We start from the raw sequence: 25,201 nt of genomic DNA on the forward strand, positions 1-25,201 counted from the left end.
GGTCTTTCACTGTGCGCGACCGCACCGGGGCCTAACGTGACCCTCGTGACGACCGACGACACGATCAGCGTGCTACGCGACCTGCTGCGGGTCTACGACCAGCGATTCCTCTGCCTCGACGGCGGCCAGCGCGAGGGGCTGCTGGAGGGCACCCGCAAGGTCATCGGCGCCGAGGGGCTGAGCGAGGACGCCCGCGCCGTCCTGCCCTCGTCCGTCCGCCTGCGAGCGTTCTGCATCCAGCACGGCCTGCGCGACGAACTGGAGCGGCTGATCCGGGACGAGGCCGACGGCGGCCCCGCCGGCGCGGTCGTCGTGGGCGGACGCGTCTACGCGCTGTACCCGTACCTGCGGGGCGTGTCCCGGCAGGACGCCGACATCACCGCCGAGGTCGGCGTCGACCACCGCCTCGACGGCGCCGGCTGGCACGGCAGGAAGATCAGGATCCGGGGGACGGCCGCCCTCCAGCGCGTCGAGACGCACCGCACCGCCGTGGACGTCGTCGTGCGCGAGCGGACGTCCGGAAAGGAGCACCGCGTCGCCGCGCAGCCCCGCGACGGCGGCTTCGAGGCGGTCGTCGACCCGGCCGCGCTCGACCCGGGCCGCTGGGACGTGCACGTCGCCGCCACGTCCCTCGGCATCACCCGCGAGGCGCGGCTCGGCGCCGTCCGCGGCCCCGCCCTCAGGACCGGCCTCCAGCGCCGCACGACCGCCCCCGACCGCGACACCGTCATCTACTTCACGCGCGGCGGGCACCTGGCGCTCCAGGTGATCGCCGACCCGGGCACGCCCTCGCTGCTCACCCGGATCCGCCGCCACCTGACGCGCTGACCCCCGCTCCCGCGGCGGGGCCGGGGGCCGGCGCGTCGACGGCTCAGTCGTCGATCCAGCTCATCATCGGCCGCAGCTCGGCGCCGGTCTTCTCGATCGGGTGCTCGGCGAGCGCCTCGCGGTACTTGCGGAACCGCGTCTGGCCGCCCTCGAACTCCTCCACCAGCTCCTTGGCGTACTCGCCGGACTGGATCTCGCCGAGGATCTTCTTCATGGCGGCCTTGGTCTCCGGCGTGATGACGCGCGGGCCGCTGCGGTAGCCGCCGTACTCGGCGTTGTCCGACACCGACCAGTACATCTTGGAGATGCCGCCCTCGTACATGAGGTCGACGATCAGCTTCAGCTCGTGCAGCACCTCGAAGTAGGCGACCTCGGGCTGGTAGCCGGCCTCCGTCAGCACCTCGAACCCGGCCTTGACCAGCTCCGACGCGCCACCGCACAGCACGGCCTGCTCGCCGAACAGGTCGGTCTCGGTCTCCTCGGTGAAGGTGGTCTTGATGCCGCCGGCGCGCAGGCCGCCGATGCCCTTGGCGTAGGACAGGGCGAGCGGCCACGCGTTGCCGGACGCGTCCTTCTCCACCGCGACGATCACCGGGACGCCGCGGCCGGCGACGAACTGGCGGCGGACGAGGTGACCCGGGCCCTTGGGGGCGACCATGGCCACGTCCACGCCCTCGGGCGGCTCGACGAGCCCGTAGCGGATGCTGAAGCCGTGCCCGAAGAACAGGGCGTCGCCCTCGACCAGGGCGGGCCGGATGTCCTTCTCGAAGATCTCCCGGTGGTGGTGGTCGGGAGCGAGCAGCATGATGAGGTCGGCCTCCTCGGCCGCCTCGGCGGGGGTGACGACGCGCAGGCCCTCGGCCTCGGCCTTCTCCCGGCTGGCGGAGCCCTCGCGGAGCCCGACCCGGACGTCGGCGCCGGAGTCGCGCAGGGACAGCGCGTGGGCGTGGCCCTGGCTGCCGTAGCCGATGATCGCCACGTGCCGGCCCTGGATCACGCTCAGGTCGGCGGCGTCGTCGTAGAACATCTCAGCCACAGTGCTGCTGCCTTTCTGGATTTCGGTAAGAGGGATTACGCGCTGCGCTCGATGGCCCGCAGCGAGCGGTCGGTGATGGACCGGGCGCCGCGGCCGATGGCCACCATGCCCGACTGGACGAGCTCCTTGATGCCGAACGGCTCCAGGACGCGGATCAGGGCGTCCAGCTTGTCGCGGTTGCCGGTCGCCTCGATCGTGACGGCGTCCGCGGCGACGTCGACGACCTTGGCGCGGAACAGCTGGACGGTCTCCAGGACCTGCGACCGCGTCTCGGCGTCCGCCCGCACCTTGACCAGGACGAGCTCGCGCTGCACCGACGCCGAGGGGTCCAGCTCGACGATCTTCAGGACGTTGATCAGCTTGTTCAGCTGCTTGGTGACCTGCTCCAGGGGCAGGTCGGCGACGTTCACCACGATCGTCATCCGGGAGATCTCCGGGTGCTCGGTGGTGCCGACGGCCAGGGACTCGATGTTGAAGCCGCGCCGCGAGAACAGGGCGGCGACCCGCGCGAGGATGCCCGGCTTGTTCTCGACGAGCACGGAGAGGGTGTGCAGGCTCATCGTCAGTCTCCGTTCTCCCAGTCGGGAGCCATGTCCCGGGCGATCTTGATGTCGTCGTTGGTGGTGCCGGCGGCGACCATCGGCCAGACCATCGCGTCCTCGTTGACGACGAAGTCGATCACGACGGGAGCGTCGTCGATCTCCATGGCCTTGGCGATGACGGCGTCGACGTCCTCGGCGCGCTCGCACCGGAGCCCGATGCAACCGTACGCCTCCGCGAGCTTCACGAAGTCCGGAATCCGCTTGGCCGCGTGCAGGTTCGTGTTGGAGTAGCGGGCGTCGTAGAACAGCGTCTGCCACTGCCGGACCATGCCGAGATTACCGTTGTTGATCACGGCGATCTTGACCGGGATCCCCTCGATCGCGCACGTCGCGAGCTCCTGGTTGGTCATCTGGAAGCAGCCGTCGCCGTCGATGGCCCACACCTGGGTGTCCGGCGCGCCGACCTTGGCGCCCATCGCGGCCGGGACGGCGTAGCCCATCGTGCCCGCGCCGCCGGAGTTGAGGAACGCGCCGGGCCGCTCGTACCTGATGAACTGCGCGGCCCACATCTGGTGCTGGCCGACGCCCGCGACGTAGTACGCCTCCGGCCCGACGATCCTGCCGATGCGCTCGATGACGTACTGCGGCGACAGCGACCCGTCGTCCGGCGTGTCGTAGCCGAGGGGGTAGGTCTCCCGCCAGGCGTTGAGCTGGCGCCACCAGTCGGCGTAGTCGCCGCGGCGGCCCGCCTCGTGCTCGTTCTGGACCGCGACGATCAGGTCGGCGATGACCTCGCGGGCGTCGCCGACGATCGGCACGTCCGCGTGCCGGTTCTTGGAGATCTCCGCCGGGTCGATGTCGGCGTGGACGACCTTCGCGCCGGGCGCGAAGCCGTCCAGCTTGCCGGTGACGCGGTCGTCGAACCGGGCGCCGAGCGTGACGAGCAGGTCGGCGCGCTGGAGGGCGCCGACCGCGCCGACCGCGCCGTGCATGCCGGGCATGCCCATGTGCAGCGGGTGGCTGTCGGGCAGCGCGCCCTTGGCCATCAGGGTCGTGACGACGGGCGCGCCGGTCAGCTCGGCGAGCACCTTCAGCTCGGCGGACGCGCCGGCCTTCAGGACGCCGCCGCCGACGTACAGGACGGGCCGCCGCGCCTCGACGATCAGCCGGGCCGCCTCGCGGACCTGCTTGGAGTGCGGGCGGGTGACCGGCCGGTACCCCGGCAGCTGCATCTGGACGGGCCACTCGAACGCGACCGGGGCCTGGAGGGCGTCCTTGGCGATGTCGACCAGGACCGGTCCAGGGCGGCCCGTCGAGGCGATGTGGAACGCCTCGGCGATCGTCCGGGCGATGTCCTCCGCCTTGGTGACCAGGAAGTTGTGCTTGGTGATCGGCATCGTGATGCCGGCGATGTCGGCCTCCTGGAACCCGTCCGTCCCGATGAGGGACGTCGAGACCTGACCGGTGATCGCCACGATCGGCACCGAGTCCATGTAGGCGTCGGAGATCGCCGTGACGAGGTTCGTCGCGCCGGGGCCGCTGGTGGCCATGCAGACACCGACCCGGCCGGTCACCATCGCGTAGCCCTGGGCGGCGTGTCCCGCGCCCTGCTCGTGCCGGACGAGGATGTGCCGCAGCTTGTCGGAGTCGTACAGCGGGTCGTACGCCGGGAGGATCGCGCCCCCCGGGATGCCGAACACGGTGTCGACGCCGACGTTCTCCAGAGCGCGGACCAGCGCCTGGGCTCCCGTCATCTGCTCGGTCGTCATGATCCTGTTTCCTTGCGAAGGGTGTGGTCTGGCTCGCCGGGGCAACAAAAAACCCCCGTCGCCGCGACGGCGATCGAGGGGAGGCGCGCAGGTCGGAAAACTCGGTCAGCCCGCGCGCCGACCAAGTACTACGAGGATGGTGGAAGTGTTCTGCACGCAGCCACTTTCGCCGACTTCGCGCCCACCGTCAAATCCTTGGACGTGTGATCCCACCATCTGAGACCGCTCACCCGGGCAGCGGCAGCGGGAGCGCCCCCGGCGCGCCCGGCGCGCCCTGCTGGGACAGGTTCGTCCGGACGAGCGATTCCACCCGTCCCGCCGCCATCGGCCGCGCCACCAGGAACCCCTGGCCGCGCGGACAGTCCATCCCGCGGAGCAGCTCCAGCTGCTCGGGACGCTCGATGCCCTCCGCGACGACCGTGAGACCGAGATCACGGCCGAGCCGCACGATCGTGCGGGTCAGCAGCGTCAGCGTCTCGTCCGACCCGAGCCCCGCCACGAACGACGGGTCGATCTTGATGATGTCGACGGGCAGCTGCCCCAGGTAGGCCAGCGACGCGTAGCCCGTCCCGAAGTCGTCGATCGCGAGCCGGACGCCGAGGTCGCGCAGCGCCGACAGCCGCGCCACGTTCTGCGGGTCCTCCACGAGGACCTCCTCGCGGACCTCCAGCGTCAGCGCGTGCGGCGGCAGGCCCGTCTCCTCCAGCGCCGCCGCGACCGACTCCGCGAACCGGGGCGCGGCGATCTGCCGGGCGGTGAAGTTCACCGACAGGCCGACGTCCCAGGACTCGCGGCGCCAGCGCGCCACCTCCCGGCACGCCTCCCGCAGCACCCAGTCACCGAGCGGGATCATCAGGCCGGACTCCTCCGCCGGGCCGATGAACTCCTCCGGCGGGACGGCCTCGCTGCCCCGCCACCACCGCAGCAGCGCCTCGACCCCGGTCACCCGGGACGTCGCGAGCTCCACCACCGGCTGGAACTCCACCGCGAACTGCTCGTCGGCGAGCGCCCGCTGCAGGTCGCTGCCGAGCTCCAGGCGCCGGACGACGTCCGCGTGCATGTGCGGGGCGAACACCTCGACCCGGCCGCCGCCGAGCTCCTTGGCGCGCGCCATCGCGAGGTCGCCGTTGCGCATCAGGTCGGCGGCGCTGCGGCGCAGCCGCCGCCCCACCTCCGAGTCGCGGGCGGGCCGCGGGCTGCCGCCCTTCGGCGGCTCCTCGTCGCCGGCGAAGGCGATGCCGACGCTCGCCGTCAGCACCAGGTTCTTGCTGCCGACCTGGTAGGGGTCCTCGGACAGCACCCGCAGCAGCCGCTCCGCGAGCTCCACCGCGCCGCGCGTCTCCCGGTCGTCGGCGGGCAGCTGCACGAGCACGGCGAACTCGTCCCCGCCCCACCGCGCCACGGTGTCGTCGGCCTGGACGGTCGCGCGCAGCCGCCGCGCCGCCTGCGCGAGGACCTGGTCGCCCGCCGCGTGCCCGGCCGAGTCGTTCACGTCGGTGAAGCCGTCCAGATCGACGAACAGCACGGCGACCCGGCCGCCGGACGCCTGCCGGGACAGCACGTCCCGGGTCCGCTCCTCGAAGAACGACCGGTTCGGCAGGCCCGTCAGCCCGTCGTGGAACGTCAGGTGCGCGACCTGCCGCTGGAGCGCCGCCTGCTCGCTCAGATCGCGTGTCGTGATCAGCAGCCGGGTGGCGCCGCCCGTCCCGGCGTACCGGGAGATCGTCGACTCGGTGGGCAGCCACGTCCCGTCGGCCGCCCGGACGCGGCACGACACGCGCGCGGGGTCGGCGTCGGCGTCGTTCACGAAGTCGGCGAAGACCTCCTCGACGCGGGGCAGGTCCTCGGGATGGACGATCTCCGGCAGCGCCCGGCCGAGCAGCTCGCCCCGCGCGTACCGATACGAGCGCAGCGCGCCCGCGCTGGCGTACTGGACGATGCCGCGCGTGTCGCAGATCACGACCGCGTCGTTGATGCTCTCCGACAGCGCCCGGAAGTGCTCCTCGCCGGTGCCGACGGCGCGGCGCAGCACCGCGTTCTCGCCCAATAGCCCGGCGAGCCGCGCGACCAGCACCAGCGCGGCCGAGCCGGCCACGACCGGCACGACCGCCTCCAGGCCGTCGCGGCCGGCCAGCGCGTGCCCGGCGACGAACAGCGCGGCGGCGGCGGCGATCGCGGCGGGCGCGAGCCCGGCGCTCTGCATCCGCCCGGCCCCGTCCTCGGCCTCGTCCACGGTGACCGAGTCGGGGATGTCGTCGACCTCGTCGGGCGAGGCGCCCGCCGGGCCCGTCCACGGGACGAGCAGGAGCAGCAGCAGCCCGGCGAGCCGGAGGATGTCGGACGGGTCGTCGGCCGGGCCGCCGCCGCGCAGCCGCACGACCGTCGTGACGACGTCGGCGACCGCGAAGGCCGCCAGGGCCCCGTAGCCCATCCAGGCGGGCCGCCGGTGCCCGCGCGCGGCGCCGCGGACGAACGGCAGCGCCCCGCAGACCAGCACGATCCCGATCAGCGGGTACAGCAGCTCCAGGAAGAACTCGGACGCCGACTCGCCCGAGCGGTGGTACAGCGAGCCGAACAGGCCCACCCAGCCCACGACGAACAGGGCGGCCGCGCAGACGTAGGCGTCGGCGGCGTAGCGCAGCCAGGTGCCCGCGTCACGGGCCGGCCTGACCGGCACGATCAGGCCCGTCACCAGCGCGAACACGGCGAACAGATAGAACAGGTCGGGCACCGACAGCGACAGCGCGCTGCGGTTGACGCCCGCGGACGCGGCGCTTCCCACGGCGCCGACGAACCAGCAGGCCCCGGCGATCCCGAACCAGCGCCACGACGCCCGCCACAGGGGCCCCTCACCGGGCGCCGCGGCACGCGCACGGGTGCCCGCGGGACGGCGCGCCGACAGCAGGAGGGACGCCGCGGCGGCGCCCGCAGCGCACGCCTCCGCCCAGGCGATGAAGGCCGTGCCGCCCCACCCGAGCAGCGAGCCGACGGCGTACAGCACGCCGACGACCGCGGCCAGGGCGACGGGAGGCGTCCACGGCGGCATCCGCCGGGCGTTCGCGCCGCTCATCACGCCGTGTCCCTTCCTGCCCCGCTGGGAGGCGGTCAGCCCCTCGGAGGCGCAGCGGCGCGCCGGAGGGGATGTGGGTCCGTTCCTCATCGATCACCGGGATAACGGCCGTGAGGTCCTGGATCGTGCCCGCGCAGGGTCGGCGCGGGCCGGCGGCGGGCACGGGCCTCGCCGGCCGGAGATCAGCGACGTTGCTGCACTGCGGGATCACCGTGTCGCTCAATGTACGCTCCGTATGTCACGGAGCGATTGAGGCTGGGCGTCCTCCCGGCGACGAACGGGCATGTCGGCGATCCGATACGCCCCTCCGGCGGGGTGAACGTCCCTGCAACGGAAATGTGCCGGAGATCACGTTCCGTGATGAATTTTGGGGCATTTCTTCGGTGCCATCGGGTGGTTGTGGCGCATGTCGCTTTGTGTCTTGAATGGCGTATGCGCCGCCTCAGCGTCCTCACGGTCCTCACGCTGGCCGCTCCAGCGCTCGTCCTCACCGGGTGCGGCGACGACCCGCCGGAACCGGCGCCGGTCGTCCGGAACGAGAGCGCGCCGGTCTCGCCGCCACCGCCGGTGACCGGGTCGTCGCGTCCCGGCGACCCCCGCGTTCTCGTGCGGGGACGGCAGGTCACCTGGGGTCTGGCGTTCCTGCCGGGCGGAGACGCCCTGGTCACCGAGCGGGACACCGCGAAGGTGCTGCGGGTCTCCCCGGGGGGCCAGGTAAGAGAGCTCGGGAAGGTGCCGGGAGTGTCGCCCGGTGGTGAGGGCGGTCTGCTCGGGATCGCCGTCCGCGCGGGCCACGCCTACGTGTACTTCACGTCCGGGTCCGACAACCGCATCGCCCGCTTCCGCCACGACGGCGGCATCGGCGCGCTGGAGACGCTCGTCACCGGCATCCCCAAGGGCGTCAACCACAACGGCGGCCGGCTCGCGTTCGGCCCCGACGGGATGCTGTACGCCGCCACCGGCGAGGTCGGCCGGGAGGAGCTCTCCCAGAACAGGGAGTCGCTCGGCGGCAAGATCCTCCGCATGACCCCCGAGGGGAGGCCGGCACCCGGCAACCCGTTCGGGACCCTGGTGTGGACGTACGGGCACCGCAACGTCCAGGGCCTCGCCTGGGACGGCGACGACCGCATGTTCGCCACCGAGTTCGGCCAGAACACCTGGGACGAGATCAACCGCATCGAGAAGGGCCGCAACTACGGCTGGCCCGTCGTCGAGGGCAAGGAGGGCCGGGACGGCTTCACCGACCCGCTCCTCGTCTGGCGGCCGTCCGAGGCGTCCCCGTCCGGCCTCGCCTACGCGGGCCGCTCGCTGTGGGCCGCCGCCCTGCGCGGGCGGCGGCTCTGGCAGGTGCCCGTCCGCCCGGACGGGTCGCTCGGCGAACCCGTCGCCCACTTCGAGGGCCGCTTCGGCCGCATCCGCTCCGCCACCCGCTCCCCCGACGGCCGCGCCGTGTGGCTCACCACCGACAACGACGAGGACGACAAGGTCATCGTCGTCCCGCTCCGCTGACCCGCCGGGCGGGCCGCGGAGCGGGACGACGGCTCACGACGCGCCGAGCTTCTCCAGGATCAGCTCGCGGGCGCGCCCGGCGTCCGCCTGCCCGCGCGTCGCCTTCATCACCGCGCCGACCAGCGCACCCGCCGCCGCGACCTTCCCGGACCTGACCTTGTCGGCCACCGCCGCGTTGTCCGCGATCACCCGGTCGATGATCGACGACAGCTCGCCCTCGTCGCTGACGACCTTCAGGCCCCGCGCCGCGACGACCTCGTCCGGCGCGCCCTCGCCCGCGAGGACGCCCTCGAACACCTGCCGGGCCAGCTTGTCGTTCAGCTCCCCGGCCGCCACCATCGCCTGGATCCGGGCGACCTGCTCCGGCGTGATCGGCAGGGCGTCCAGTTCGACGCCCTGCTCGGTGGCACGCCGCGACAGCTCGTTCATCCACCACTTGCGCGCCGCCCCGGCGTCCGCGCCCGCCGCCACCGTCGCCTCGATCAGCTCGACGGCACCGGCGTTCACGACGTCGCGCAGCTCCAGGTCCGACAGCGCCCACTCGGCCTGGACGCGGCGGCGGCGCGCGGCGGGCAGCTCCGGCAGCGACGCCTTCAGCTCCGCCACCCACTCCCGCGACGGGGCCATCGGCACCAGGTCCGGCTCGGGGAAGTAGCGGTAGTCCTGCGCCTCCTCCTTGCTGCGCCCGCTCGTCGTCCGGCCGGTGTCCTCGTGGAAGTGCCGCGTCTCCTGGACGATCCGCCCGCCGCCCGACAGCACCCCCGCCTGCCGCTCGATCTCCGACCGCACGGCCCGCTCCACCGACCGGAGCGAGTTCACGTTCTTCGTCTCCGTCCGCGTCCCCCACTCGGCGGCGCCGCGCGGCATCAGGGACACGTTCACGTCGCACCGCATGGAGCCCTCCTCCATGCGCACGTCGGACACGCCCAGCGACCGGACCAGCTCCCGCAGCTCCGTCGCGTACGCGCGCGCCACCAGCGGCGCCTTCTCGCCCGTCGCGGGGATCGGCTTCGTGACGATCTCGACGAGCGGGATGCCGGCCCGGTTGTAGTCGACCAGCGAGTGGTCCGCGCCCTGGATCCGCCCGGTCGCGCCGCCGACGTGCAGCGACTTGCCGGTGTCCTCCTCCATGTGGACGCGCTCGATCTCGATCCGGTACGTCTCCCCCTCGGCCTCCACCTCGAGGAACCCGTTGACGCAGAGCGGCTCGTCGTACTGCGAGATCTGGAAGTTCTTCGGCATGTCCGGGTAGAAGTAGTTCTTCCGGGCGAACCGGCACCACTCCACGATCTCGCAGTTCAGCGCGAGCCCGATCTTGATGATCCCCTCGATCGCCGCGTGGTTCGTCACCGGCAGCGCCCCGGGAAGCCCCAGGCACACGGGGCACACTTGCGTGTTCGGCTCGGCCCCGAACCCCGTCGGGCACCCGCAGAACATCTTCGACGCGGTGCCGAGCTCGATGTGCGTCTCGATCCCGAGCACCGGCTCGTACTTCGCGAGCGCCTCGTCGTACTTCATCGGCGTTTCCACGCTCACAGAAATCCCAGTCCCTTCAACGCCTCTTCCGTCTCGGCAACCCAGGCGGCGTACGCCGGTATCTGCGCGAGCACATCGAGGTCGACGTTCTGTCCTATGTAGTCGTAATAGTCGGCCCGGGAACGCCGCCCGCTCCGGGGGCGGACGGCATCCAGCACGAGCTTCGGGTCTTGTAGCTTCTCCACGTCCCGGGGCCGCGCGGGCATCCTGGACGGGTCGCTCCCGCGCAGCCCCGCCCACACCGCCCGGTCGGCCAGCAGCCATGCCTCGGTCTCCCGCACCGGCACCAGCGGGATCACCGGCGTGGTCAGCCCCCGCTTGGCGAGATCCGCTCGCACCGCGTCGGCCTTGCCGCGTTCATTGTGGTCGTTGTGGACGCAGATCAGGTGGCAGTCCTCGGCGAGTTCCAGTACCGCCTGACAGACACGGTCGGGGTCCTTGATAGTCCAGCATTCGCCGACCTCGGTCCTGGCCACGTCCACGACATGCCGTGACCCCTTCTCCGTCAGCGCCCTGATCTGCCGGAACACCACCGCACCGAGGAAGCGCTCGTCGGTGGTGTTCTCCGCGACGAGCCCCGGAACCAGCGGACGGCTCACGGCGCGTCCTGCCGCACGGTGCCCAGGTACCTTCGCACCTGACGCGGCGACACGTACGTTCCCGGCTCCCCCTCGTCCCGGACGGGCTTGGCCACGCTCACGCGCGACACCCGGTCGTTCTCCGGATCGACACGCACCGCCGCGTCCATGAACACCAGCGACTCCGGGCATGTCCGGTACAGCTCGGACACCACCACGGGCGAATGGCTCGTGATGATGACCTGCCGCAGCGGTCTTCCCAGGGACTCCGGATCGTTGAGATCCGTGACCCTCTCCTGGATCCGCCGCAGCAACTCCGCCAGCCGCGCCGGATGCAGCCCGTTCTCGATCTCCTCGACCATGAGCACACCGGGATGATCCGGATCATGCAACGCCGCCAGGAGCCCGATGATGCGCAGTGTCCCGTCCGACAGCAGGCTGCTGGGGACGAGTCCCTGCCCCTCGACGACGAGGTCGAACGACCACTCCTGCCGCTTCTCGTCCAGTTCGGTCCTGATCTCCTTGACGTCCGGCATCAGTGCAGCCAGATCGACCATGAGATCGTCCAAGGCGTTGGAGGAACACATCCGGCCGAGCACGGCGGCCAGGTTGCCGCCATTGGTCAGCAGCGCCCGCCGGTCAGCCCGGTTCGCGACGGCCCGCATCTCGTGCGGATCGGGAACGTACGGCCGGACCTGCGCCATCTCTATTTCGACCGCGAATGCCAAGTCGCTGACGTCGTCGCCATCGGCAGCGGCATGTACCGTCCCGGACTCTCGCGCGCGGACGGCGTCCGGCACGCCCTGTTCAGTCCTCAGATGGAGGACCTTCCTGGCCAGATTCTTGGGAACTGGAACACCGCTCTCGAGGTATGCGCCCTCGCTCCATACGAATGCCGCAAATCCGTCGGCGATCCTCACCAGGCGACGTGTCTTGATCGTGAATTCGCCGACCGGACGGCCAACACCGTCTCGGTGGAACAACTCCTGCGGACGGCCCCGGCGCGCGGCCAGCAACGCCTCCTCCGACGACATCAAGGCGTCCCGGACGTAATCGATCGCGTCGAAGAGGTTGGACTTGCCACTGGCATTGGGGCCGACCAGGGCAAGGAAGGGCGGTACGTCCAGCTTGAAGTCCAGGAAGGACTTGAAGCCGTCGATCTCGATATGCGTGATCACTGACGTACCACCGTTCCGGTGCCTAGAGGGCCGGGGCCTGTGCGAGCAGCGGGCCGCCCCAGCGGTCTTCGAGCGCGCGCTCGATCGCCGCGCCGACCCGGTAGACGCGGTCGTCGGCGAGGACGGGCGCCATGATCTGCAGTCCGACCGGCAGGCCGTCCGACAGCCCGCACGGGACGGAGATGGCGGCGTTGCCCGCCAGGTTCGTCGGGATCGTGCAGAGGTCGGCCAGGTACATCGCCATCGGGTCGTCCGCGCGCTCCCCGATCGTGAACGCGGTCGTCGGCGTGGTCGGCGAGATCAGCACGTCGACCTGCTCGAACGCGGCCTCGAAGTCGCGCTTGATCAGGGTGCGGACCTGCTGCGCCTTGCCGTAGTAGGCGTCGTAGTAGCCGGACGACAGGGCGTAGGTGCCGAGCATGATGCGGCGCTTCACCTCGGGGCCGAAGCCCGCCGCCCGCGTCAGCGCCATGACCTCCTCGGCGCTGCGCGAGCCGTCGTCGCCGACGCGCAGGCCGTAGCGCATCGCGTCGAACCGGGCGAGGTTGGACGAGCACTCCGACGGCGCGATCAGGTAGTAGGCGGGCAGCGCGTAGGTGAAGTTCGGGCAGGACACCTCGACGACCTTCGCGCCGAGCGACTCCAGCACCTCGACTGCCTCGTCGAACCGCGCGGTGACGCCCGGCTCGTAGCCCTCGCCGTGGAACTCCTTCACGACGCCGACGCGCAGGCCGTTCACATCGCCCCTGCGCGCCGCCTCCACCACCGGCGGAACGGCCGCGTCGATGGACGTGGAGTCCATCGCGTCGTGGCCGCTGAACGCCTCGTGCAGGAGCGCCGCGTCCAGCACGTTCCGGGCGAACGGCCCGGGGGTGTCGAGCGACGACGCGAACGCGATCATCCCGTACCGGGACGCGCCGCCGTAGGTCGGCTTCATGCCGACGATGCCGGTCACGGCGGCGGGCTGCCGGATCGACCCGCCGGTGTCGGTGCCCGTCGACAGCGGCGCCTGGTACGACGCGACCGCGGCCGAGCTGCCGCCGGACGAGCCTCCCGGGATCCGGGAGGTGTCCCACGGGTTCCGCGTCGGCCCGTAGGCGCTGTTCTCCGTGGACGAGCCCATCGCGAACTCGTCCATGTTCGTCTTGCCGAGGATGACCAGACCGGCCTTGCGCAGGCGCGCCGTCACCGTCGCGTCGTACGGCGGCAGCCACCCTTCGAGGATCTTCGAGCCCGCCGTGGTCGGCATGTCGGCGGTGGTGAACACGTCCTTGTGCGCGATCGGCACCCCGGCCAGCGGGCCGAGCTCCTCCCCCGCCGCGCGCCGCTCGTCGACGGCCCGCGCCTGCGCGAGCGTCGTCTCCGCGTCCACGTGCAGGAACGCGTTGACCTGCCCGTCCACCCGCGCGATCCGGTCGAGATGCGCCCGCGCGACCTCCACGGCCGACACGTCGCCGCCGGCGATGAGCTCCCCGAGCTCCGCCGCGCCCTTCGTGACCAGCTCCGACATCAGGCTTCCTCTCCCAGGATCCGCGGGACGCGGAAGCGCTGCTCCTCGGCCGCCGGCGCGCCCGCGAGGGCCTGCTCCGGCGCGAGCGACGGGCGGACCTCGTCGGCCCGGTACACGTTGGTCAGCGGCAGCGCGTGCGAGGTCGGCGGGATGTCCTCCGCCGCGACCTCCTGCACCCGCGCGACCGCGGAGATGATCTGGTCGAGCTGGGCGGCGAGATGGTCGAGCTCGTCATCGCCGAGCGCCAGCCGGGAAAGCCGGGCGAGGTGAGCGACCTCGTCACGGGTGATGGCGGACATGTTCGAAGACCGTTTCTGAGATCGATTGGGTTCCCCAGCATCCTATGGGTCCGGCGTCCCGAGCCCCGCACCGTTCGCGGGGCACGCCAGCGGGTCGTTTCAGATCCTGGTGAGGGGAACATTGTCCAGCGTCCACCCCCAGGACGACGGAAGGAGCCCGCCGTGACCATCGGCGGCAGCATCGCCCTCATCATCATCGGCGCGATCCTGGCCTATGCGGTCAACTACGAGTTCAGCGGCATCGACATCCGGCTGGTCGGCGTCATCCTCATGATCGGCGGCCTGATCGGCCTCGTCATCGGCATCGCCCGCATCATGTCCGCCCGCCGCGCGGTCGACCGCCGCCCGCCCCCCGCGGTCCGCGAGGAGCGGTACTACGAGGACCCGAACCCCGAGATCCGCCGCCGCTACTGACCCCGGCGTCCCGGCCCCGTCACCGCCGCGCGGGAGAGCGGCGGTGTTCGTTCCGCCGCGCTAGCGGGTGAGGATGCCCGTGCCCGTGGGCGGGGGGTTCGACGGGGGGCGCTCTCCCCCGGCGAGGCTCCGGAGCCAGGCGGTCGCGGACGCGGCGTCCATCGGACGGCCGAAGTGCCAGCCCTGGGCGGCGTCGCAGCCCATCTCGCGGAGGGCCTGGGCGGTCTCGGCGTCTTCGACGCCTTCGGCGACGGAGCGCAGGCCCAGGGTGCGGACCAGGTCGACGATGGAGCGGACGATGACCGCGTCGTCGGAGGACGTGGTGAGGCGCTGGACGAACGACGCGTCGATCTTGATCTCTTCGACGGGAAGGCGCTTCAGCCGGACGAGGGACGAGTAGCCGGTGCCGAAGTCGTCCAGGCTGAGGGGGATGCCGAGCCCGGCGAGCGCGGCGACGGTGTCGGACGCGTAGGCGGGCTCGTTCATCAGGATGCGCTCGGTGATCTCCAGCTGGAGCGCGGCGGCGGGCAGGCCGTGGGCGGCGAGGCCCTCCTGGACCGTCTCGGTGAGGCCGGTGTCGAGCAGGTCGCGTCCGGACGCGTTCACGGCGACCTGGACGGTGAGGTCCTCGCGCCACCAGGTGGCGGCCTGCAGCAGCGCGGCCCCCACGACGTGGTGGGTGATGGAGCGCATCAGGTACGTCTGCTCGGCGATCGACAGGAACGCCTCGGGTTCGAGGAGGCCCTTGTCGGGGTGGCGCCAGCGCAGCAGCGCCTCCATGCCGACGAGCTGGCCGTCCCGCAGGGCGACCTTCGGCTGGTAGAAGAGCTCCAGTTCGCCGCGGTCGACGGCGCGGCGGAGGTCGCCGAGCATGCTGAGGCGGGCCGGCGAGTTGCGGTCGCGGGCGGGCGAGTACACCTCGACGCCGGTGCGCGACTCCTTCGCGTTGTACATGGCGACGTCGGCGCGCTGGAGGAGCAGCTCGAAGTCGGGGGCGTGGTCGGGGAACAGCGCGATGCCGACGCTGCCTTCCAGGTCGAAGGACATGCCGTCGAGGCGGACGGGTTCGCTGAGGGCCGCGCGGAGCCGGACCGCGACCTCGCGGGCGGCGGCCTCGTCGCGGACGGACGGCAGCAGCACCGCGAACTCGTCGCCGCCGAGCCGCGCGACGAGGTCGCCGGGGCGGACGCTGTGCGTGAGGCGGTGCGCGACGAGCTGCAGGAGGCGGTCGCCGGTCGGGTGCCCGAGGGTGTCGTTGACCTCTTTGAAGCGGTCGAGGTCGAGGAGGAACAGGCCGGCGCGGCGGTCGCCGGCGGCGGCCCGGCGGCGGCCGCCGCGGGCGTCGGCGAGGGCCTCCTCGGTGCGGATGATGAGCAGCTTGCGGTTCGGCAGGCCGGTGAGCCCGTCGTGCAGTGCCTGGTGCTCGCGCCGGACCGACACGGACGCGTTCAGGTAGACGGCGATGAACGGCAGGACGATCAGCGGGACGAACACGGCGGACCGGTCCATCGCGATGACCATCAGGGGCGCGAGGCCGAGCAGCGCCAGGTGCACGAGGACCTGGTACCCGAGGTCCCAGCGGAGCGCCTTCACGAGCGCCACCCGCTCGTGCAGGGCGACGGCGGCGCCGACGAGCGCGTCGTTGCAGATGAAGTAGACGGCGCCGGCGAGCGCGATCGCCGGCAGGTCGCCGCCCTCGGGCACCCACAGCGACGTCGGGGACGCGTCTACGCCGAACAGCGTGAGGACGACCTGCGCCGCGCCGAGGCTGAGCGTGTACTGGGCGGCGTTGAACGCGATGCGGTGGGACGCGCTGCCCCGCAGGACGCCGCACGTGATGACCGCCACGGCCTGCAGCGCGGCGGCGATCGGCAGGCCCGCGTACAGCAGCGCGGCGAAGGAGAAGGTGGTGGAGGTGGTGGCGCCGTTCTCGGAGCCGGGCGTGATGATCGGCCGCAGTTCGCCGAACACGATGAAGCAGCCGAGGATCCAGAAGACGGGATTGCGGGCGAGCGCGTTGAGGTCGTCGCCGTCCAGCCCGGTGAACGCGGCGGAGCCCGCGGCGACGCCGAGCACGACGACGGCGACGAAGTAGATCCACAACGGGGAACCGCGCCGGGGGGCCGTGTTCCGCGTGTTGTTCGGGTCCTTCATCACATCCTCGGGGGGAGGTTCGGGGGATCCGTCCCCCGGTCCCGGACGTCCCGGCCACGGGGGCTTCCCCGGGTGACGCGTCCGGACATTCAGGTGGGTCGTGATGTCTGGGAGGGTAAGGCCTGGATGGAACCTCGCGGAACCGGTTGCGTACGTACCGTTATTTCCATAGCGTACCGCCGCACAACCGGCGGGTAGCCGTAGTGTACCGCTGAGTAACCCGATACAGGTGACGGTCCCCGCCGATACGCGGGGGTCATTCGCCGGAGCGCACCGTCACGGACATGGCCGCATCCGGCCCCTCGGCGAGCAGAACACGAAAACCCTCCTCCGCGAGCACCGGCACCCCCAATTTGACGGCCTTGTCGTACTTGGAGCCCGGATTGTCGCCCACGACGACGAACCCCGTCTTCTTCGACACCGAGCCGGACACCTTCCCGCCGAGCCTCTGCACCGCCTCCGTCGCCGAGTCGCGGCTGTACCCCTCCAGCGAACCGGTGATCACGACGGTGACGCCCTCCAGCGGGCGCGGGCCGCGCGCGCCCTCGTCCTCCATCCGGACGCCGGCCGCGCGCCACTTCTCGACGATCTCGCGGTGCCAGTCGACCTCGAACCACGCCCGGACCGACCGGGCGATCGTCGGGCCCACGCCGTCGACCGCGGCCAGTTCCTCCTCCGACGCGTTCGCGATCCGGTCCATCGAGCCCAGCTCGCGGGCGAGGTCCTGGGCGGCGGACGGGCCGACGTGCCGGATCGACAGCGCCACCAGCACCCGCCACAGCGGCTGCCGCTTCGCCTTCTCCAGCTCCTCGAACAGCAGCTCGACGGTCTTCTTCGGCTCGCCCTGCCTGTTCGCGAAGAACGACACGACCTTCTGCTCGCCGGTCTTCGGATCGGTCTTCGGCGTGCCCGTCCGCATGTCGAGCACGAGGCTGCGGATCGGGAGGAGCTGCTCGACGGTGAGATGGAACAGGTCGCCCTCGTTGCGCACCGGGGGGTCGCTCGGCTCGAGGGGCTGCGTCAGCGCGGTCGCGCCGACGTAGCCGAGCGCCTCGATGTCGAGCGCGTTGCGGCTCGCGATGTAGAACAGCCGCTCGCGCAGCTGGCCGGGGCAGAACCGGGCGTTCGGGCAGCGGATGTCGGCGTCGCCCTCCTTCTCGTACGCCAGTTCCGTGCCGCATTCGGGGCAGTTCGCCGGCATGGTGAACGGACGCTCCGAGCCGTCCCGCAGCGCGGTCACCGGCGCGACGATCTCGGGGATCACGTCGCCCGCCTTCCGCAGGACGACCGTGTCGCCGATGAGCACGCCCTTGCGCTCCACCTCGCCCGCGTTGTGCAGCGTCGCGCGCTCCACCGTGGACCCGGCGACCTGGACCGGCTCCATCACGCCGTACGGGGTGACGCGCCCGGTGCGCCCGACGCCCACCTTGATGTCGAGGAGCTCGGTGTTGACCTCCTCCGGCGGGTACTTCCACGCGATCGCCCAGCGCGGCGCGCGGCTCGTCGACCCGAGCCGCCGCTGCAGCGCGAACTGGTCGACCTTCACGACGACGCCGTCGATCTCGTACTCGGGATCGTGCCGGTGCTCGCCGTAGTGGGCGATGTACTCCCGGACGGCCTCCAGCCCGCCGACGACCCGGTACCGGTCGCTGACGGGCAGCCCCCAGCCGCGCATCAGCTCGTACGCCCCGGACTGGCTCTCCGGCCTCGTCCCGCCGCGCCAGGCGCCGAACCCGTGGACGAGCATGCCGAGCGGCCGCCGCGCCGTGATCCGCGGATCCTTCTGCCGCAGCGACCCCGCCGCCGCGTTCCGCGGATTGGCGAACGGCTCCTTGCCCGCCTCGACCTGCGCCGCGTTGACCTGGTCGAATCCCTCGACCGGCAGGAAGACCTCGCCGCGGACCTCCAGCACCTCGGGCCAGCCGTCGCCGGCGAGCCGCCCTGGGACCGCGGCGATGGTGCGGATGTTGTTGGTGACGTCCTCGCCCGTTCGCCCGTCGCCGCGCGTGACACCGCGGACGAGCCGCCCGTTCTCGTACGTCACCGCGATGGCCAAGCCGTCGATCTTCGGTTCGCACAGATAGCCGGCGACCTCGCCGACCTCCTTGACGACCCGCTCGTCCCACGCGAGGAGCTCGTCGGCGCTCATCGCGTTGTCGAGGCTCTGCATCCGCTCCAGGTGCTCGACGGTCGCGAAGTCGGTGACGATCGGCGCGCCGACCCGCTGCGTCGGGGAGTCGGGCGTGACCAGCCCGGGGTACTCGGCCTCCAGGGCCTGCAGCTCCCGCATCAGCGCGTCGTACTCGGCGTCGGCGAGCGCCGGCCGGTCAAGCACGTAGTAGCGGTAGTTGGCGTCGTCGATCTGCTCGCTGAGGTCGAGATGCCGGTGCCTCGCCTCGCCGGGAACGCCGTCGCTCGTGGTCATGGGCCCATTCTGGACGCTGCGACCGACATTTCCAGGGCTGCCGCGCCCCGTCAGTCCGCCGCCTCGAACAGCATCCGGGCGGTGTCGCGGCACCGCTCCAGGGCGTCCCGGACGTACCGGGGCGACGCGCCCGCGAGCCCGCACGACGGGGTGATCACGACCTGCCGGGCGAGCCGCGCGGGCGGGAACCCGAGCCGCCGCCACAGCTCCCTCACCGGCTCCCCCGTGCGCCGCAGCGCGGGCAGGGCGGTGTCGGTCCCGGGCACCGCGCCGAGGAACAGCCCGACCCCCGCGTCGATCGTCTCGCCGATCGCGTCCTCGTCCCGCCTCGCCACGAGCGACAGGTCGACCGAGACGGCCCTGGCCCCCGCGCCGCGCAGCAGCCCGTACGGGACGTTCCGCGCGCAGCAGTGCACGACGGGGAACGCGCCGGCGGCCTCGATGACCCGCCGCAGCGCGTCCTGGACGAGCGGCGCCTCGACGGCGCGCAGGCGGGACAGCCCGCTGGCCGTCGGCAGGGCGCCCGCGAGCACGGCCGGCAGCGCGGGCTCGTCCAGCTGCAGCAGGATCTCGGCGTGCGGGGTCCGCCGCCGCACGTCCGCGACATGCCTGGCGACGCCTTCGGCGAGCGAGTCGACGAGGTCCCGGACGGCCCCGGGATCCCGCAGCGCCCGCTGGCCGTTGCGCAGCTCGATCGTCGCGGCGAGCGTCCACGGACCGCACACCTGGATCTTGAACGGCCCGTCGTGCCGGCCCGCGACCTCCTCCAGGACGTCGAGGTCGCGGGCCAGGTGATCGCGCGTCCGGACCGTGTCCCGTCCGGGCCGGTCGGAGAACCGCCACCCGGACGGCTCGAGGTGCACCGGCAGGTCCACCAGCAGCCCGGCCGTCCGGCCCGTGAGGTCGGCCCCCGGCCCCCGGGCGGGCAGCTCCGGCAGGTGCGGCAGCTCGGGCAGTTCGCCGAGGACGGTCCGGAGCGTCTCCTCCGGGTCGCTCCCCGGATAGGACCCGACGCCGGAGGCCGTCCCCGGCCGCCACGGAAAATCAGTCACGGCCGGAACCCTATCGACGCGATCAGAGCACTCCGGCGATCCGGTCGAGCCGGCGCAGTGTGTCGTCCGCCGGCTCGGTCGGCAGATTGAACAGGATCTCGGTGACGCCCGCGGCCTCCAGCTCGGCGATCACGGCGGGCTTGGGCGGGACGCCGAACAGCGTCACCGGCACCTCGCGCCCGGCCTTCTCACGGAGCTCGGCGATCTGCGCCTTCAGCGCGTCCGTGCCGCGGCCGAAGATGGGCATCCAGCCGTCGCCGAACTCCACGACGCGGTCGAACGTCGTCGGACCGGAACCGCCGATCATGATGGGCGGGTGCGGGTCCTGGACGGGCTTCGGGTAGGAGAACACCGGGCCGAAGTCGACGAACTCGCCGTGGAACTCCGCCCGCTCCTTCGTCCACAGTTCCTTGACCGCGAGGACGCGCTCGCGCAGCAGCCGCATCCGGGTGGCGGGATCGGTGCCGTGGTTGCGCATCTCCTCGCGGTTCCAGCCGGCGCCGACGCCGAGGACCGCGCGCCCGCCGGAGACCAGGTCGAGGGACGCGGCCTCCTTGGCCAGGATGAACGGATCCCGCTGGATGACCAGGGCGATGCCCGTCCCGACCCGCAGCCGCTCGGTGACCGTGGCGGCCGCCGTGAGCGCCACGAACGGGTCCAGCGTGCGGTAGTAGTGCCGCGGCAGGTCGCCGCCGCCCGGCCACGGCGTCTCCCGGCTCGCCGGGATGTGCGTGTGCTCGGCCAGGAACAGCGACCCGAACCCGCGCTCCTCCAGCGCCCGCCCGAGTGCCGCGGGGCCGATCCCGTCGTCCGTCACGAACGTGGAAACACCGAAGTCCATCTGTACTCTCCCAGCGCCGATCGTCTGCGTGACGATAACGGCACCGGAAGGGCCGCGGTTATTCCCGGATCAGGCGAGGACCCGGGCCGCCTCCGCGATCGTGGCGGAGCCGAGGACGCGATCGCCGTCGTAGAGGACGACGGCCTGGCCGGGCGCCACGCCCCGGGCCGGGGCGCGCAGGCGGATGCGCAGGCGCCCGCCGTCCGGCTCGACCTCGCATCCGTGCACCTCGCCGTGGGCGCGGAGCTGCACCTCGCAGGTGAACGGGCCGGCGGGCGGCTCGCTCAGCCACACCGGCCGCTCAGCGGTGATCTGCCGGACGTCCAGGGCCTCGCGCGGCCCCACCGTGACCGTGTTCGTCACCGGCGAGATGTCGAGGACGTAGCGGGGACGGCCGTCGGGCGCGGGGGTGCCGAGGCGGAGGCCCTTGCGCTGGCCGACCGTGTAGGCGTAGGCGCCGTCGTGGTCGCCGACCCGGTTGCCGTCGGTGTCGACGATGGGGCCGGGCGCCGCGCCCAGGCGTTCCCTCAAAAAGCCCCGGGTGTCGCCGTCCGCGATGAAGCAGATGTCGTGGCTGTCGCGCTTGGCGGCGACCTGGATGCCGCGGCGCTCCGCCTCGCGGCGGATGTCGGCCTTGGTGGTGTCGCCCAGCGGGAAGAGGGAGTGCGCGAGCTGCTCCGGGGTGCAGACCGCGAGGACGTACGACTGGTCTTTGCCGCCGTCCACCCCGCGGCGCAGGACGCCGTCCTCCAGGCGGGCGTAGTGGCCCGTGCAGACGGCGTCGAAGCCGAGCGCCATGGCGCGGTCCAGCAGCGCCGCGAACTTGATCTTCTCGTTGCAGCGGAGGCACGGGTTCGGGGTGCGGCCGGCCGCGTATTCGCTGACGAAGTCCTCGACGACGTCCTCGTGGAACCGCTCGGCGAGGTCCCAGACGTAGAACGGGATGCCGATCACGTCGGCGGCGCGGCGGGCGTCCCGGGAGTCCTCCAGGGTGCAGCACCCCCGCGCGCCCGTCCGGTACGACTGGGGGTTCGCCGACAGCGCCATGTGGACGCCGGTCACGTCGTGCCCGGCGTCCGCGGCGCGGGCGGCGGCCACGGCGGAGTCGACGCCGCCCGACATGGCGGCGAGTACGCGAAGAGTCATGGTTCTTCGAGGGTACGCGCCCCGGGAGGGTCGGCCGAAGCGGTTTCCGCGTACGATGAGGCGCGCTATGGGAATCTTCCGCCGCCCCCGCGACACGTCCGCCGCGACCCCGCCCGCGATCGGCGATTTCTGGGAATGGTGGGCGCAGGCCCGCCCGACGATCGAGGCGTCGCTGGCCGCGGCGCCCGGCGACCCCGCCGAGACGCCCGGTGAGGGGCTGTCCACCGACGTGGTCGAGGAGCTGTCCCGGCGCGTCCACCGGATCCACCCCGAGCTCCAGTGGGAGATCGGCGGGTCGGACGACCGGCACCCGAGCCTCACCGTGACCGGCGGCGGCGACCCGGCGCTGCGGGGCGTCGCCGAGCGGTGGTTCCGGGCGGCGCCCAAGAGCGGGAACTGGACGTTCCACCCGGCGCGGCAGGCGGACGCGGAGATGCTCTCGCAGGACCTCGTGCTCGGCGACCACGAGTTCGACCTGGAGTACGTGCGGCTCGGCATGCGGGCCGACACCGACCGGGCGCTCGTGCACGTCACGGCCTACCATCCCGACTTCCTCTTCGTGTCGGAGGAGCAGCGGCTCCAGGTGGCCATGCACGTCCTCGACTGGGCCATCGGCGAGGACGACGTCGCCCGCTGGATCGGCGAGGTGTCGATCGCGACGGAGGCGCCGATCGACTCGCTGCCGCCGTCGATGCTGCCGGTGGTGGTCGAGCAGGTGTCCGAGCCGTTCGGCGAGCCGGCCTGGCTGTCGGGCGAGGGCCGGACGCCCCGCGGCCACCCGGCCCGGGTCGCGGCCCGGTTCCCGCTGCACCGGCAGGACCACCCGCTGTGCGACCTGCACGTGGCGGTGACCGTCCCGTACGCGCACGGCAACCCCGACCGGCTGCCAGTGGAGCCGTCGGCGGGGGCGCTGCGCGCGTTCGAGAAGAAGCTCGCGAAGCTCGGCGACGGCGCGGTCCTCGCCGTCCGCGAGACGGGTGACGGGCTGCGGGTGTTCCACCTGTACGCCGACCCCGACTCGGGGGTGCTCGCCGAGCTCGACCAGCTCGCCGCGAGCTGGACGGAGGGCAAGGCCAAGGTCGCCTCCACGGGCGACCCCGGCTGGAAGGCCCTGGCCCCCTACCGCCCGTGACTCACCGAGTCGGGTGGACGGCCTCCACCTTGCGGTACCGGGCCTCGCAGAACGAGTACAGGCCGAAGATCAGGACGCCGATGGCCACCGCCACCAGGCCCCAGGGCCCGGCGGGAGTGTCGGCGAACTCGCGGAGGGTGCCGTCGACCCCCTGCGCCTTGTCCGGCTGGTATTCGGCGGCGGCGTAGCCGAACAGGGCGCCGGCCGCGATCGCGACCAGGCCGCGCGCCGAGTGGCCGACGATGCCGACGGTCTGGACGACGCGGTACGCCGTCCGGCTCATGCCGCCGGTCTTCAGGTCCCTGAGGAACTTCCGGCGGGCGGCCTTGACCAGCATGGCGACGCCCCAGACCACGAATCCGGCCGCGACGGCGAAGATCAGCCAGCGGCCGCCGGGCTGCTCCATCGCCCGCGCGGTCAAAGCCTTGGACTGCTTGTCGCTGGAGGAGGCCGGGCTGCCGAGCAGGAAGGCGACCGTCGCGGCGCATCCGACGGCGTAGACCGCGCCGCGGGCCGCGGACGAGAGCCGCTTCCGCGGCTTGTCGCCGTCCGGGACGGGACGGCCGTAGCGGGATTCGGCGAACTGCCAGAGCGCGAGCGCCGCGAACCCGATCGCCATCACCCACAAGATGATCTTGCCGCCGGGCTTGTCCGCGACGACCACCAGCGCGCCCTTCCGGTCGGCCTCCTGGCCGCCGTTCCCGAAGGCGATCTGGAGGGCCAGCCAGCCGATGAGCAGGTAGAGCAGGCCGCGCGCCCCGAGTCCGACGCGGGCCAGCCGGTGGAACCAGGGATGGCCGGCGACCTCGTGCCCCACGCCCCGGACCTTGTTGTCGACCGCCATGGTTCCCGCCTCCGTAAAGCCCGCTCCAAATGACGGCAGGGCTGTCCCCGAACAGCGGAACGCCAAACATGGGGAGCGCCGCCGCGGCGCGACGGGCCGGTCAGCTCAGACCGGCGCGCCGGGCGCGTTCCACCACCGGGCCGATGGCGTCGGCGAGGGCCTTGACGTCCGCTTCGGTGGAGGTGTGGCCGAAGGTGAAGCGGAGTGAGCCCCGGGCGCGTTCGGTACCCGCGTCCATCGCCAGCAGGACGTGGCTGGGCTGCGAGACCCCCGCCGAGCACGCGGATCCGGTGGAGCAGGCGATGCCGCGCGCGTCCAGGAGCATGAGGAGGGCGTCCCCCTCGCAGCCGGGGAACGAGAAGTGCGCGTTGCCGGGGAGCCGGCCGTCCGGGTCGCCGTTCAGGACGGCGTCGGGCACGGCCGCCCGGACGGCGTCGATGAGGCGGTCGCGCAGCGCGCCGAGCCGGGCGGCCTCGGACTCCCGGCGGGCGGCCGCGACCTGGACGGCGGCGGCGAACCCGGCGATCGCGGGGGCGTCGAGCGTGCCGGACCGGACGTCCCGCTCCTGTCCCCCGCCGTGCAGCAGCGGCACCGGGTCGCGGAACACCGGCTCCTTCGGCTTGGCGAGCAGCAGCGCGCCGACGCCGAGGGGGCCGCCGACCTTGTGGCCGGTGATGGTGAGGGCCTGCGCGCCGCTCGCGGCGAACCCGACGGGCAGGTGCCCGGCGGCCTGGACGGCGTCGGTGTGGAACGGGACGCCGTGCTCGGCGGCGACGGCGGCCAGCTCCGCCACCGGCTGGACGGTGCCGACCTCGTTGTTGGCCCACATGACGGTGGCGAGCGCCACGTCCGGGCCCATGGCCTCGCGCAGCGCGTCGGGCCGGACCCGGCCGAGGCGGTCGACCGGGACCCAGGTGACGGCGGCGCCCTCGTGGTCGGCGAGCCACTGCACCGCGTCGAGGACGGCGTGGTGCTCGACGGCGCTCGCGACGACGCGGACACGGGCGGGCTCGGCGGCGCGGCGCGCCCAGTAGATCCCCTTGACGGCGAGGTTGTCGGCCTCGGTGCCGCCGGAGGTGAACACGACCTCGCTGGGCCGGGCGTCGAACGCCTCGGCGATGATCTCGCGGGACTCCTCGACGACCCTGCGGGCGCGGCGGCCCGCGGCGTGCAGCGAGGACGGGTTGCCGAGAGCGCGCAGCTCGGCCGTCATCGCCTCGATCGCCTCGGGCAGCATCGGAGTCGTCGCCGCATGGTCGAGGTAGGTCACCACGCGGTCAACATTATCCGCGTGCGTCCTGTTCCTCTCGGGTGGTGCCGGACTTGGGCGCGGACGGT

The 25,201-nt window shown here is 72.5% G+C and carries 20 protein-coding genes; 4 read left to right on the top strand and 16 right to left on the bottom strand.

Annotated features, from left to right (window positions below; genetic code table 11):
• Window positions 1-45 precede the first annotated feature (45 nt).
• A complete protein-coding gene (locus tag IE99_RS0105545) occupies window positions 46-828 on the top strand; it encodes a hypothetical protein (protein WP_051712068.1) in 783 nt (260 codons plus the stop codon).
• 43 nt (window positions 829-871) lie between these two features.
• Here the strand turns inward: IE99_RS0105545 and ilvC are convergent, their stop codons facing one another.
• The 4 genes from ilvC to IE99_RS0105565 form a co-directional block, all read right to left on the bottom strand.
• Window positions 872-1,855 carry a ketol-acid reductoisomerase gene (ilvC, locus tag IE99_RS0105550; RefSeq protein WP_030164560.1) on the bottom strand — a complete coding sequence of 328 codons (984 nt, stop codon included), beginning with the start codon at window positions 1,853-1,855 and terminating at the stop codon, window positions 872-874.
• Window positions 1,856-1,899: 44 nt separating this feature from the next.
• On the bottom strand, window positions 1,900-2,424 hold the full coding sequence (gene ilvN, locus IE99_RS0105555; protein WP_030164564.1) for an acetolactate synthase small subunit: 525 nt from the start codon (window positions 2,422-2,424) through the stop codon (window positions 1,900-1,902).
• A 2-nt stretch (window positions 2,425-2,426) separates the two neighbouring features.
• Window positions 2,427-4,220, bottom strand: a complete 1,794-nt coding sequence (locus IE99_RS0105560; RefSeq protein WP_281176502.1) for an acetolactate synthase large subunit — start codon at window positions 4,218-4,220, stop codon at window positions 2,427-2,429.
• A 181-nt stretch (window positions 4,221-4,401) separates the two neighbouring features.
• Window positions 4,402-7,245 (bottom strand): bifunctional diguanylate cyclase/phosphodiesterase, encoded by a 2,844-nt coding sequence (locus IE99_RS0105565; protein ID WP_030164570.1) that lies wholly within the window; start codon window positions 7,243-7,245, stop codon window positions 4,402-4,404.
• Window positions 7,246-7,677: 432 nt separating this feature from the next.
• Here IE99_RS0105565 and IE99_RS0105570 point away from each other — a divergent pair, with 432 nt between their 5' ends.
• Window positions 7,678-8,754, top strand: a complete 1,077-nt coding sequence (locus tag IE99_RS0105570; RefSeq protein ID WP_030164573.1) for a PQQ-dependent sugar dehydrogenase — start codon at window positions 7,678-7,680, stop codon at window positions 8,752-8,754.
• A 33-nt stretch (window positions 8,755-8,787) separates the two neighbouring features.
• Here IE99_RS0105570 and gatB read toward each other — a convergent pair whose 3' ends face one another.
• Genes gatB through gatC form a run of 5 tightly spaced genes read right to left on the bottom strand, consistent with a single transcriptional unit; the run spans window position 8,788 to window position 13,855 of the window.
• A complete protein-coding gene (gatB, locus tag IE99_RS0105575; RefSeq protein ID WP_030164576.1) occupies window positions 8,788-10,272 on the bottom strand; it encodes an Asp-tRNA(Asn)/Glu-tRNA(Gln) amidotransferase subunit GatB in 1,485 nt (494 codons plus the stop codon).
• Window positions 10,273-10,286: 14 nt separating this feature from the next.
• On the bottom strand, window positions 10,287-10,889 hold the full coding sequence (locus IE99_RS0105580) for a DUF4276 family protein (RefSeq protein ID WP_051712070.1): 603 nt from the start codon (window positions 10,887-10,889) through the stop codon (window positions 10,287-10,289).
• Window positions 10,886-12,046 carry an AAA family ATPase gene (locus tag IE99_RS0105585; protein ID WP_030164582.1) on the bottom strand — a complete coding sequence of 387 codons (1,161 nt, stop codon included), beginning with the start codon at window positions 12,044-12,046 and terminating at the stop codon, window positions 10,886-10,888. The genes IE99_RS0105580 and IE99_RS0105585 overlap by 4 nt, the downstream gene beginning before the upstream one ends.
• Before the next feature lie 22 nt (window positions 12,047-12,068).
• Entirely contained in the window at window positions 12,069-13,556 is a 1,488-nt protein-coding gene (gatA, locus tag IE99_RS0105590) for an Asp-tRNA(Asn)/Glu-tRNA(Gln) amidotransferase subunit GatA (protein WP_030164585.1), read from the bottom strand.
• On the bottom strand, window positions 13,556-13,855 hold the full coding sequence (gene gatC, locus IE99_RS0105595; RefSeq protein ID WP_030164588.1) for an Asp-tRNA(Asn)/Glu-tRNA(Gln) amidotransferase subunit GatC: 300 nt from the start codon (window positions 13,853-13,855) through the stop codon (window positions 13,556-13,558). Before gatC ends, gatA begins: the two co-directional genes overlap by 1 nt.
• A gap of 162 nt (window positions 13,856-14,017) precedes the next feature.
• Here gatC and IE99_RS0105600 point away from each other — a divergent pair, with 162 nt between their 5' ends.
• Window positions 14,018-14,269 carry a DUF6458 family protein gene (locus IE99_RS0105600; RefSeq protein ID WP_030164590.1) on the top strand — a complete coding sequence of 84 codons (252 nt, stop codon included), beginning with the start codon at window positions 14,018-14,020 and terminating at the stop codon, window positions 14,267-14,269.
• Window positions 14,270-14,329: 60 nt separating this feature from the next.
• On the opposite strand, the gene IE99_RS0105605 is transcribed toward IE99_RS0105600, so the two are convergent.
• From IE99_RS0105605 to mnmA, 5 genes are all read right to left on the bottom strand, one after another.
• Window positions 14,330-16,423 (bottom strand): putative bifunctional diguanylate cyclase/phosphodiesterase, encoded by a 2,094-nt coding sequence (locus tag IE99_RS0105605; RefSeq protein WP_051712072.1) that lies wholly within the window; start codon window positions 16,421-16,423, stop codon window positions 14,330-14,332.
• Between the two features lie 256 nt (window positions 16,424-16,679).
• Window positions 16,680-18,848, bottom strand: a complete 2,169-nt coding sequence (gene ligA / locus IE99_RS0105610; RefSeq protein ID WP_030164595.1) for an NAD-dependent DNA ligase LigA — start codon at window positions 18,846-18,848, stop codon at window positions 16,680-16,682.
• Window positions 18,849-18,898: 50 nt separating this feature from the next.
• Window positions 18,899-19,900, bottom strand: coding sequence for a methionine synthase (locus tag IE99_RS0105615; RefSeq protein ID WP_030164598.1), 1,002 nt, complete (start codon window positions 19,898-19,900; stop codon window positions 18,899-18,901).
• Between the two features lie 22 nt (window positions 19,901-19,922).
• Window positions 19,923-20,741 (bottom strand): LLM class F420-dependent oxidoreductase, encoded by an 819-nt coding sequence (locus IE99_RS0105620; protein ID WP_030164600.1) that lies wholly within the window; start codon window positions 20,739-20,741, stop codon window positions 19,923-19,925.
• A gap of 69 nt (window positions 20,742-20,810) precedes the next feature.
• Window positions 20,811-21,887 (bottom strand): tRNA 2-thiouridine(34) synthase MnmA, encoded by a 1,077-nt coding sequence (mnmA, locus tag IE99_RS0105625; RefSeq protein ID WP_030164603.1) that lies wholly within the window; start codon window positions 21,885-21,887, stop codon window positions 20,811-20,813.
• A gap of 67 nt (window positions 21,888-21,954) precedes the next feature.
• Here mnmA and IE99_RS0105630 point away from each other — a divergent pair, with 67 nt between their 5' ends.
• The gene (locus IE99_RS0105630; RefSeq protein ID WP_030164606.1) at window positions 21,955-23,019 is read left to right on the top strand and encodes a DUF695 domain-containing protein; all 1,065 of its coding nucleotides are present in this window, start codon (window positions 21,955-21,957) and stop codon (window positions 23,017-23,019) included.
• A 1-nt stretch (window position 23,020) separates the two neighbouring features.
• On the opposite strand, the gene IE99_RS0105635 is transcribed toward IE99_RS0105630, so the two are convergent.
• Entirely contained in the window at window positions 23,021-23,863 is an 843-nt protein-coding gene (locus tag IE99_RS0105635) for a DUF1206 domain-containing protein (RefSeq protein WP_030164609.1), read from the bottom strand.
• Between the two features lie 100 nt (window positions 23,864-23,963).
• A complete protein-coding gene (locus IE99_RS0105640; RefSeq protein ID WP_030164612.1) occupies window positions 23,964-25,133 on the bottom strand; it encodes a cysteine desulfurase family protein in 1,170 nt (389 codons plus the stop codon).
• Window positions 25,134-25,201 lie beyond the last annotated feature (68 nt).

This window comes from Spirillospora albida, assembly GCF_000718255.1.
In the GTDB taxonomy this organism is placed as follows: Bacteria; Actinomycetota; Actinomycetes; order Streptosporangiales; family Streptosporangiaceae; genus Spirillospora; species Spirillospora albida.

Bases quoted from the DNA above. Each gene is read 5' to 3' on its own strand.
- IE99_RS0105565 (WP_030164570.1), bottom strand. From the start codon at position 7,245: ATGAGCGGCGCGAACGCCCGGCGGATGCCGCCGTGGACGCCTCCCGTC.
- gatA (WP_030164585.1), bottom strand. From the start codon at position 13,556: ATGTCGGAGCTGGTCACGAAGGGCGCGGCGGAGCTCGGGGAGCTCATC.
- gatC (WP_030164588.1), bottom strand. From the start codon at position 13,855: ATGTCCGCCATCACCCGTGACGAGGTCGCTCACCTCGCCCGGCTTTCC.
- IE99_RS0105635 (WP_030164609.1), bottom strand. From the start codon at position 23,863: ATGGCGGTCGACAACAAGGTCCGGGGCGTGGGGCACGAGGTCGCCGGC.
- mnmA (WP_030164603.1), bottom strand. From the start codon at position 21,887: ATGACTCTTCGCGTACTCGCCGCCATGTCGGGCGGCGTCGACTCCGCC.
- IE99_RS0105570 (WP_030164573.1), top strand. From the start codon at position 7,678: ATGCGCCGCCTCAGCGTCCTCACGGTCCTCACGCTGGCCGCTCCAGCG.
- IE99_RS0105630 (WP_030164606.1), top strand. From the start codon at position 21,955: ATGGGAATCTTCCGCCGCCCCCGCGACACGTCCGCCGCGACCCCGCCC.
- ilvN (WP_030164564.1), bottom strand. From the start codon at position 2,424: ATGAGCCTGCACACCCTCTCCGTGCTCGTCGAGAACAAGCCGGGCATC.
- ilvC (WP_030164560.1), bottom strand. From the start codon at position 1,855: ATGTTCTACGACGACGCCGCCGACCTGAGCGTGATCCAGGGCCGGCAC.
- ligA (WP_030164595.1), bottom strand. From the start codon at position 18,848: ATGACCACGAGCGACGGCGTTCCCGGCGAGGCGAGGCACCGGCATCTC.
- IE99_RS0105620 (WP_030164600.1), bottom strand. From the start codon at position 20,741: ATGGACTTCGGTGTTTCCACGTTCGTGACGGACGACGGGATCGGCCCC.
- gatB (WP_030164576.1), bottom strand. From the start codon at position 10,272: ATGAAGTACGACGAGGCGCTCGCGAAGTACGAGCCGGTGCTCGGGATC.
- IE99_RS0105605 (WP_051712072.1), bottom strand. From the start codon at position 16,423: ATGAAGGACCCGAACAACACGCGGAACACGGCCCCCCGGCGCGGTTCC.